Consider the following 8,697-nt stretch of genomic DNA (forward strand, 5'->3'; position numbering starts at 1 on the left):
CACCGGCGCCGCTGCGGGCGGTGCCGCCACCGGTGGTGCCGCTGCGGGCGGTGCCGGCGCGGCCGGCGGCGGCGCGGGCCTGCCGCAGGCCGGCACCTCGGTGAAGTTCGGCCAGCCGGCCGCCGTCGACTTCAACGACAAGACCTCGAACATCGCCGCCAAGCTGCAGTTCACCGTCTCCGCGGTCGCGCCGGGCTCGCTCAAGGACTTCCAGGACGCCAAGGCCAACACCGCCGGCCTGGACGGCCGCGCGCTGTTCTACGTCAGCTGGACCATGACGAACCTCGGGGACACCAAGCTCACCTTCAGCGCCCCGGATTCCAAGCTCAAGGTCTACGACGCCAACGGCAACACCGGCTCGTTCGCCAACCCGGTCGGGTCGACCCCGATCGCCAAGTGCACCACCCCGAGCTTCTCGGGCGCCACCAAGGGTGTCGCGTTCAAGGGCTGCGACATCGTCAGCTTCCCGGCCGGCTCCACCCCGGTCATGATCGGCTACGGCGACTCGACGGACATCACCAAGGTCCAGGCTGCCTGGACGAAGTGACGTTCCGCCGGGCGCAGCACACGACGCAGCGCACGGCGTAGCACGCGCGAACGGCCCCGCCGCCCTCGAAAGGGTGGCGGGGCCGTTCGCGTCGCCCGTGGCTCAGTTGTCCTCGTCGTCCTCGATCTCGGCCTGCCGGCCACTGGACAGCGCCTCGAAGGCGAGGAACTCGGCCTCGGCCGCGTCCCGGCCCTTCTGCTTCTCGCGGCGGCGGTCTACCGCCGGGCGCGGGCTCTCGAGGCGGTGGTCCTCACCGCGGCGGCCGAGCATCTCGGCGCCGGCGGCCATGGTCGGCTCCCAGTCGAAGACGACGGCGTTCTCGTCCGGGCCGATGATGACGGTGTCGCCCTCGTGCGCCCCGACCTTCCACAGCTTGTCCTCGACGCCCAGGCGGGCCAGCCGGTCAGCAAGGTAGCCGACGGCCTCGTCGTTGGAGAAGTCGGTCTGGCGGACCCAGCGCTCCGGCTTGATGCCGCGGATGCGGTAGGCGCCGTCCTCCTCGGTGATGGTGAAGCCCTCGTCGTCGACGGCCTTGGGCCGCAGCACGATCCGGGTCGACTCCTCGACCGGCTTGGCGGCGCGCGCCTCGGCGACGATCTTCGCCATCGCGAAGCTCAGCTCGCGCAGCCCCTTGCGGGAGGCGGCGGACACCTCGAACACCTGGAAGCCGCGCTCCTCCAGCGAGGCGCGGGTGAGGTCGGCGATGTCCTGGCCGTCCGGGACGTCCACCTTGTTGAGCGCGACCAGGCGCGGGCGGTCGTCCAGGCCGCCGTACTCGGACAGCTCGGCCTCGATGGTCTCCAGGTCGGTCAGCGGGTCGCGGCCGGGCTCCAGCGTGGCGCAGTCCAGCACGTGCACCAGCACCGAGCAGCGCTCGACGTGCCGCAGGAACTCCAGGCCCAGGCCCCGGCCCTGGCTGGCGCCCGGGATCAGGCCGGGCACGTCGGCGATGGTGTAGACGGTGTCGCCGGCGGTGACCACGCCGAGGTTGGGGATCAGGGTGGTGAACGGGTAGTCCGCGATCTTCGGCTTGGCGGCGGAGAGCACCGAGATCAGCGAGGACTTGCCGGCGCTCGGGTAGCCCACCAGGGCGACGTCGGCGACGGACTTGAGCTCCATGACGATGTCGCGGGCCTCGCCGGGCTCGCCGAGCAGCGCGAAGCCGGGCGCCTTGCGGCGGGCCGAGGCGAGCGCGGCGTTGCCGAGGCCGCCGCGGCCGCCCTGGGCGGCGACGAAGCTGGTGCCGTGCCCGACCAGGTCGGCCAGCACGTTGCCCGCGCGGTCGAGCACCACGGTGCCGTCCGGCACCAGCAGGACGAGGTCCTCGCCGTCGGCGCCGGTGCGGTTGCCGCCCGCGCCGGGCTTGCCGTTGGTGGCCTTGCGCTTGGGCGAGTGGTGGTATTCGAGCAGCGTGGTGATCTGGGCGTCCACGGTGAGGATGACGCTGCCGCCCTCACCGCCGTTGCCGCCGTCCGGGCCGCCGAGCGGCTTGAACTTCTCCCGGTGCACGGAGGCGCAGCCGTGGCCCCCGTTACCCGCGGCGACGTGAAGTTCGACGCGGTCCACGAAGGTGGTCATGGGTATGCCTCCAGTACGCGAAAGTCTGCTTGCTACCTGCGGTAAAGCAAGAAGGGTGGACCGGAACATTCCGGCCCACCCTTCATTGTGAGTCAGGTGCGACTCGTGAGTCCGCGGGGACTCAGGCCTCGACGGCCACGATGTTGACGACCTTGCGGCCGCGGCGGTTGCCGAACTGCACGGCACCGGCGGTCAGCGCGAACAGGGTGTCGTCGCCACCGCGACCGACGCCCGCACCCGGGTGGAAGTGGGTGCCGCGCTGGCGGACGAGGATCTCGCCGGCGGAGACGACCTGGCCACCGAAGCGCTTCACGCCGAGGCGCTGGGCGTTCGAGTCACGGCCGTTGCGGGTAGAGCTTGCGCCCTTCTTGTGTGCCATTTTTGGCTATCCCCTTACTTGCTGACCGAGTCGATGCTGGTGATGCGCACCGCGGTGTGCTTCTGACGGTGACCCTGACGGCGACGGTAGCCCGTCTTGTTCTTGTAACGCAGGATGACGATCTTGTCACCCTTGGTCTGGTCGACCACCTCGGCGTGAGCCTTCACGCCGGCGAGGACCCACGGGTCGGAGGTGACGGCGTCACCGTCGACGACGAGGATGGTCGAGAGCTCGACCGAGTCACCCGGCTTGGCCTCGATGCGGTCGATCTCCAGCACGTCGCCCACGGCGACCTTGTGCTGGCGGCCGCCTGCGCGAACGATCGCGTACATGCGGTACCTGCTTTCCTTGCTCGGTCGGAACTCCCGACGCCAGCCGCCTGGGTACGGACACAGGGGCCTCTTCCCGGCTCTCCGCGCGGACGCGGCGACTCGGGAAGGTGATGTGCTCGGGAGCGCGGCGTAGACACACACGCCGAAGGTCAAGAATACGGACCGGCCGCCCGGGGGGCAAACCGGCCCGTACGGCCCGGGGCGGGAGGGGTCCCGCCCCGGGCGGTGGGCACTACTCGGCCGCCGTATCACCTTCGGCGGCCGCGGCCTTCTTGGCCGCCGCGCTCGTCCGCTTGGTCGCGGTCTTGCGGGCGGTGGTCTTCTTGGCCGCCGTCGTCGTCGTCTTCTTGGCGGCGGTCTTCTTCGCGGCGGTCTTGCGGGCGGCCCGCTTCTTCGGCGCCGGCGCCTCCTCGGCAGCAGGCTCCTCGGCGGCGGGCTCCTCGGCGGCGGGCTCCTCGGCGGCAGGCTCCTCGGCCGGGGCCTCGACAGCCACCGCCTCCGCGACGGCCTCCACGACCGGCTCGGCCGGAGCCTCGGCGGTCTCGGCAGCCTCCTCGGTCACCGCGGCCTCGGCGGCCGGGGCGGCGGCCTCCAGGGCCGCCTCCAGCGCCGCGTCGGCCCGCGCCTGCAGCACCACGATCTCGGCCTCGCCCGGCGCACCCGCCGGAGCCGTCGCCTTGCGCACCGCACGGCGGCGGGTACGGCCGGCCGGCGCCGCGGGGGCGGCCGGGATCTCGACCGGGCTCGGCTGCGCGGCCGGGGCCTCCTCGGCGACCGGCGCCTCGGCACCCGGGACCTCCAGGGCCAGCTGGCCCTCGATCTCCTCGCGCACCGGCTCGGCCGGAACAGCCTCGACGACCTCGGCCACCGCGGCCTCGACGACCTGCGGCTCCTCGTGGACCACGCCGCCCTTGCCCCGGCGGCGGCGCTTGCCGCCACCCGCGCCCGCCTCGACGGCGGCGGCCGCCGGGGCGTGGACGTGGGCGCTCGGCTGCTCCATGTGCACGATCACGCCGCGGCCGTTGCAGTGCACGCACGCCTCGGAGAAGGACTCCAGCAGGCCCTGGCCGACCCGCTTGCGGGTCATCTGGACCAGGCCCAGCGAGGTGACCTCGGCCACCTGGTGCTTGGTCCGGTCCCGGCCCAGGCACTCCAGCAGGCGGCGCAGCACCAGGTCCCGGTTGGACTCCAGCACCATGTCGATGAAGTCGATCACGATGATGCCGCCGAGGTCGCGCAGCCGCAGCTGGCGCACGATCTCCTCGGCCGCCTCGATGTTGTTCCGGGTGACCGTCTCCTCCAGGTTGCCGCCCTGGCCGACGAACTTCCCGGTGTTGACGTCGATGACGACCATCGCCTCGGTGCGGTCGATCACCAGCGAACCGCCGCTGGGCAGCCAGACCTTGCGGTCCAGCGCCTTCATCAGCTGCTCGTCGATCCGGTAGGTGGCGAACACGTCCACCTCGGAGGTCCACCGCTGGAGCCGCTCGGCGAGGTCCGGGGCCACGTTGGAGACGTACTCGTGGATGGTGTTCCACGCCTCGTCGCCGGAGACGATGACCTTGGTGAAGTCCTCGTTGAAGATGTCGCGGACGACCCGGACGGTCATGTCCGGCTCGCCGTACAGCAGCGCGGGCGCGTTGCCGGTCGCGGCCTTCTTCTGGATGTCCTCCCACTGCTGCTGGAGGCGCTGGACGTCGCGGGTCAGCTCCTCCTCGGAGGCGCCCTCGGCGGCGGTGCGCACGATGACGCCCGCGTCGTCCGGGACGATCTTCTTGAGGATCTGCTTCAGCCGGGCGCGCTCGTTCTCGGGGAGCTTGCGCGAGATGCCGGTCATCGAGCCCTCGGGCACGTAGACCAGGTAGCGGCCGGGCAGCGAGATCTGGCTGGTCAGGCGGGCGCCCTTGTGGCCGATCGGGTCCTTGGAGACCTGCACCAGCACGGACTGGCCGGACTTCAGCACCGACTCGATCCGGCGCGGGCCGCCGTGGCCGCCCAGCGCGCCGAAGTTGACCTCACCGGCGTACAGCACCGCGTTGCGGCCCTTGCCGATGTCGACGAAGGCGGCCTCCATCGACGGCAGCACGTTCTGGACCTTGCCCAGGTACACGTTGCCGACGTACGAGGTGGCCTGCTCCTTGTTGACGTAGTGCTCGACCAGCACGCCGTCCTCAAGGACGCCGATCTGGGTGCGCTGGCCGTTCTGGCGCACCACCATGACGCGCTCGACCGACTCGCGACGGGCCAGGAACTCGGCCTCGGTGATGATCGGCACCCGGCGGCGGCCCAGCTCGCGCCCCTCGCGGCGGCGCTGCTTCTTCGCCTCCAGACGGGTCGAGCCCTTGATGGACTGCACCTCGTCCGGGTCGAAGGACGGCTCGGTGGAGCGGCGGCGCGGCTCGCGCACCTTCACGACCGTGCGGACGCCGTCCTCGGTGGTCTCGGCGGCCTCGACGGCACCGGTCTCACCGCTGCGGCGGCGACGGCGACGACGGCGGCGGGACGAGGACAGGCCGGCGGCCAGCTCGTCTTCCTCCTCCTCGGCCTCCTCCTCGGCGGCGGCCTCCTCGGCGGGCTGCTCGACCTCGTGGGTCTCGGCCTCGAAGTCCTCGGCCTCGCCACGGCGGCGGCGACGGCCACCCCGGCGGCGGCGGCGCGACGGACGGCCGTCCTCCTCCCACTCGCCCTCGGTCTCCGGACCGGCGGCGGGGGCCTCGACGGCGGGCTCCTCGGCAGCCTTCTCGACGGCCTTCTCAACAGCCTTCGCGGCGGCCTTCTCGACGGCCTTCTCAGCAGGCTTCGCGGCGGCCTTCGCGCGGGCCGGCGGCTGCACCCGCACGGAGGTGCGGACGCGGCGGCGGCGGCCGACGCCGCTGTACTCGAACTCCTCTTCCTCGCGCTCGGCGGCCGGGGTCTCGACCGGGGCCGGCGCGGCAGCGGGCTGCTGCGCCGCGGGCGGGGCGACGTACGGGGCCGGCTCCTGGAAGACCGGAGCCTGGAAGATCGCGGTGGACGGGCGGACCGCGCGGCGGCGCACCCGGTGCGTCGGCTCGGCCTCGGCGACCGGCGCGGGGGCGGGCTCGACGACCGGCGCGGGCGCAGCGGCCTCGGCCTCCTCCTCGGCGGCGGGCTCCTCGGCCACCGGCTCCTCGACCGGAGCCTCGACGACCGGCGCGGCCTCGACCACGCGACGGCGGCGGGCCCGGCGGGCCGGCGCGGCGGGCGCCTCCTCGGCGGCGGGCTCGATGGCCTTCTCAGCCTTCTCGGCCACCGGCTCGGCGGCCGGGGTCTCGACGGCGGCCGGCGCCCCGGCGGGGGCCTCGGCGCGCTTGCGGGTGCGGCGGGCGCGGACCGGCTTCTCGGCCACCGCGGCCTCCTCGGCCGCGGCCTCGACGACCGGGGCCTCGGCGGCGTCCGGCGCGGTGACCACGATCGGGGTCGCCTCCGGCGCCCCGGCGGGGGCCTCGGCACGCTTGCGGGTCCGGCGGGCCCGGACCGGCTTCTCGGCCACCGGCTCGGCGGCCGGCACCTCCTCGGCGGGAGCCGGGGCGCCCGGCGCCTCGGCCGGGATGACCGTCTCGGCGGCCTCGACCGCCGCGCCCTGCGGGGTACCCGCCGGGCGGGACACGGCACGGCGACGGCGACGCGGCGGGGCGGAAGCGCCCTCGCCACCGGCTGCCGCGGTGTCGTTCTGTTCCGTCGCAGACTGCTGCGGATCGGTGTTATCGAGCATGCGGGTGGATCTCCCGTCAGGCCCCCGGGCTCCACATCCGGGCACGGCACGGCACCGGCGGCCGGCCGGCATCGCTGACGATGCTCGGGCCGGACCCTTTCACGGTGCCGCCGCGCGGACGCGAGGCCGCACAGGGGCTCGTAGTCTCGCTCGGCGCCCCACGCTCGGCGGGGTGTCGAAAGTCTTCTGGTCTGACCAGTCTTCTGTGGTTTTCCCAAGCTGCGCCGTCCCCCAACCCCGGGTGGCTCCCGGACGGGGTCCTCGGGCCCACCGACCATCCGGGTCGGCGGGCCGCAAGAGGCCGGCCTGTGCTGCGACGACGCTCGCTCCCCTGGGGAGCCGCGGGAACCCTGGAGGACCGTCGGGTCCAGTGAGTCACTGGACCCGGCCTCCGCCCGCTAGGCGGACGCGGTAGCGCGCGGCTCAGCGGCCGGATCGGAACCGGCCGGGGCCGCGGCGCGGTCGAGCGCCAGCGGGTCGGTCACCGTGCCGGCCTCCTCGTCGAGCGGCCCCTGCGCCAGCCTGGTCACCTCTGCGGGGACCGGCGGCGCCAGGTCGGCCGTCGCACGGAGACCGGACAATACGTCGTCGGGTCGTACGGCGGGTGTGGCGTGTCGTACTACCAGGCGCAGTATCGCACAGGGACGGCCGGTCCGAACATCGAGGTCCGTTCCGGCTGCCATGTCCGTACCACCGTCGACCTGCGGCGGGAGAAGTTCGAGCGCCGCCACCGCACCGCGCGCGTCGAAGACCCGCACGCCGTTCTTGGTCAGGCGCTCGACCTCGACCCGCTCCTCGGCGAGGAACACCGCGACCGCACGGGCCGCTTCCTCCGGCGCGACACCGTCCAGCCGGACCTGCCACTCGGAGGCCTCCAGGCGCTCCACGAAGTTGGGCGTCCGGACCTCGACCGCGTCGATCACGTCCAGGCCGGCCGGCAGCGACTCGTCCAGTTGCGCCCGCAGCTCCGCGGGGTCGCGGGGCACGGCGAGTCCGATCTCCAGGTACTCCGCCTCGCTCGCCACCCCGGTAGGAGCGGCGTTGGCGTAGGACACCTTGGGGTGCGGGGTGAAGCCGGCCGAATAGGCCATCGGCACGGCGGACCGGCGCAGGGCGCGCTCGAAAGCGCGCTGGAAGTCGCGGTGGCTGGTGAAGCGGAGCCGGCCGCGCTTGGTGTAGCGGAGACGGATCCGCTGCACCGTCGGCGCGGGCGGCGGACCGTCGGGCGTACGGCGTGCCAGGGTCGCTCAGTCCTTAGTCAGTTGTTCCGTCCGGCCCGGCGGATTCCCGCCACTATCCGAACTCTGTCACCTCAAAGGGTACGCGCCCCGCAACCCCCGTCGCTCCGCCCCTGGTCAGAGCCGCCCTCAGTCGAGCGACCCCGGCTCGGCCAGCCACCTTGCCTTGAGGTCGGTGTGCTTGGCGATGGTCTCGAAGTCCCGGTCATAGTGCAGCACGGTGAGCCCGTGATGCATCGCAGTGACGGCGACCACAAGATCGACCACGCCCGCAGACCGGTGGCTCCCCGTTTCAGCGAGCCGAAGCTGCAGAGCCGGAATCTGACGCCAGACGTCGTCCGGCACGACCCACCACGTGTACAACCGCTCGAACTGCGCCCGCATGGCCCGCATTTCAGCGACCGACCGAGCCGAGTAGAGCAACTCACCCTCGGTCGGAGCACAAATGCCGATCTTTCCCGCCGCCAGGGCCTCACCCCAGGCCGCCAGCGCCGCCGGTTTCGTGATCAGACGCGCCGCCGCCGAGGTGTCGATCAGGAAGCCTTCCCGATCTCCCATTCAGCCCCACCCTGCCTTCCGCGCCGGACCTCGTCCTTGAATCCCGGCTCCAGCAACTTGTCGAACGCGCCGTCCTCAGCGAGCCGCAGCAGTTCCTGCAGTGCGAGCTCCCTGCGGCGCCGCGCCCCTATCTCGGCGAGCGCAGCGTTGACGGTGTCCTTCTTCGTCGTTGTCCCGAGCACTTCGGCAGCCAGGGCCAGCGCCACGAGGCGCAGGCCCGCTGGCGCTCGGCGAAGGGCCAGCTGCTCACCCCGGCCGAGTTCCTGCGCTCGGCCGAGCACGGCGACGCGGCCACCCGCTTCTCCCGCTGGCTGATCCACGAGGCGGTGACG

Annotated in this window: 8 protein-coding genes; 1 reads left to right on the top strand and 7 read right to left on the bottom strand. The window is 73.0% G+C overall.

Annotated elements, in window-relative coordinates; all coding sequences use genetic code 11:
• Window positions 1-547 (top strand): hypothetical protein (locus KV557_RS40875; protein ID WP_218207151.1); only part of this gene is annotated, 547 nt, incomplete at its 5' end.
• Between the two features lie 102 nt (window positions 548-649).
• On the opposite strand, the gene obgE is transcribed toward KV557_RS40875, so the two are convergent.
• The 7 genes from obgE to KV557_RS40910 form a co-directional block, all read right to left on the bottom strand.
• The gene (gene obgE, locus KV557_RS40880) at window positions 650-2,125 is read right to left on the bottom strand and encodes a GTPase ObgE (protein WP_218207152.1); all 1,476 of its coding nucleotides are present in this window, start codon (window positions 2,123-2,125) and stop codon (window positions 650-652) included.
• 121 nt (window positions 2,126-2,246) lie between these two features.
• Complete coding sequence (rpmA, locus tag KV557_RS40885) at window positions 2,247-2,504, bottom strand: 50S ribosomal protein L27 (protein ID WP_030058248.1); 258 nt, start codon at window positions 2,502-2,504, stop codon at window positions 2,247-2,249.
• Between the two features lie 14 nt (window positions 2,505-2,518).
• Window positions 2,519-2,836: a 50S ribosomal protein L21 gene (gene rplU / locus KV557_RS40890; RefSeq protein WP_030233759.1), complete on the bottom strand. Its 318-nt coding sequence runs from the start codon at window positions 2,834-2,836 to the stop codon at window positions 2,519-2,521.
• Window positions 2,837-3,068: 232 nt separating this feature from the next.
• The gene (locus KV557_RS40895; protein ID WP_218207153.1) at window positions 3,069-6,569 is read right to left on the bottom strand and encodes an Rne/Rng family ribonuclease; all 3,501 of its coding nucleotides are present in this window, start codon (window positions 6,567-6,569) and stop codon (window positions 3,069-3,071) included.
• A gap of 398 nt (window positions 6,570-6,967) precedes the next feature.
• Window positions 6,968-7,768, bottom strand: coding sequence for a TIGR03936 family radical SAM-associated protein (locus KV557_RS40900; protein WP_218207154.1), 801 nt, complete (start codon window positions 7,766-7,768; stop codon window positions 6,968-6,970).
• Window positions 7,769-7,936: 168 nt separating this feature from the next.
• Window positions 7,937-8,365, bottom strand: a complete 429-nt coding sequence (locus tag KV557_RS40905) for a PIN domain nuclease (protein WP_218207155.1) — start codon at window positions 8,363-8,365, stop codon at window positions 7,937-7,939.
• On the bottom strand, window positions 8,341-8,697 hold a 357-nt coding region (locus KV557_RS40910; RefSeq protein WP_374106732.1), incomplete at its 5' end, for a hypothetical protein. The genes KV557_RS40910 and KV557_RS40905, both read right to left, overlap by 25 nt.

This window comes from Kitasatospora aureofaciens (genome assembly GCF_019192735.1).
GTDB classification, from domain to species: Bacteria; Actinomycetota; Actinomycetes; order Streptomycetales; family Streptomycetaceae; genus Kitasatospora; species Kitasatospora aureofaciens_A.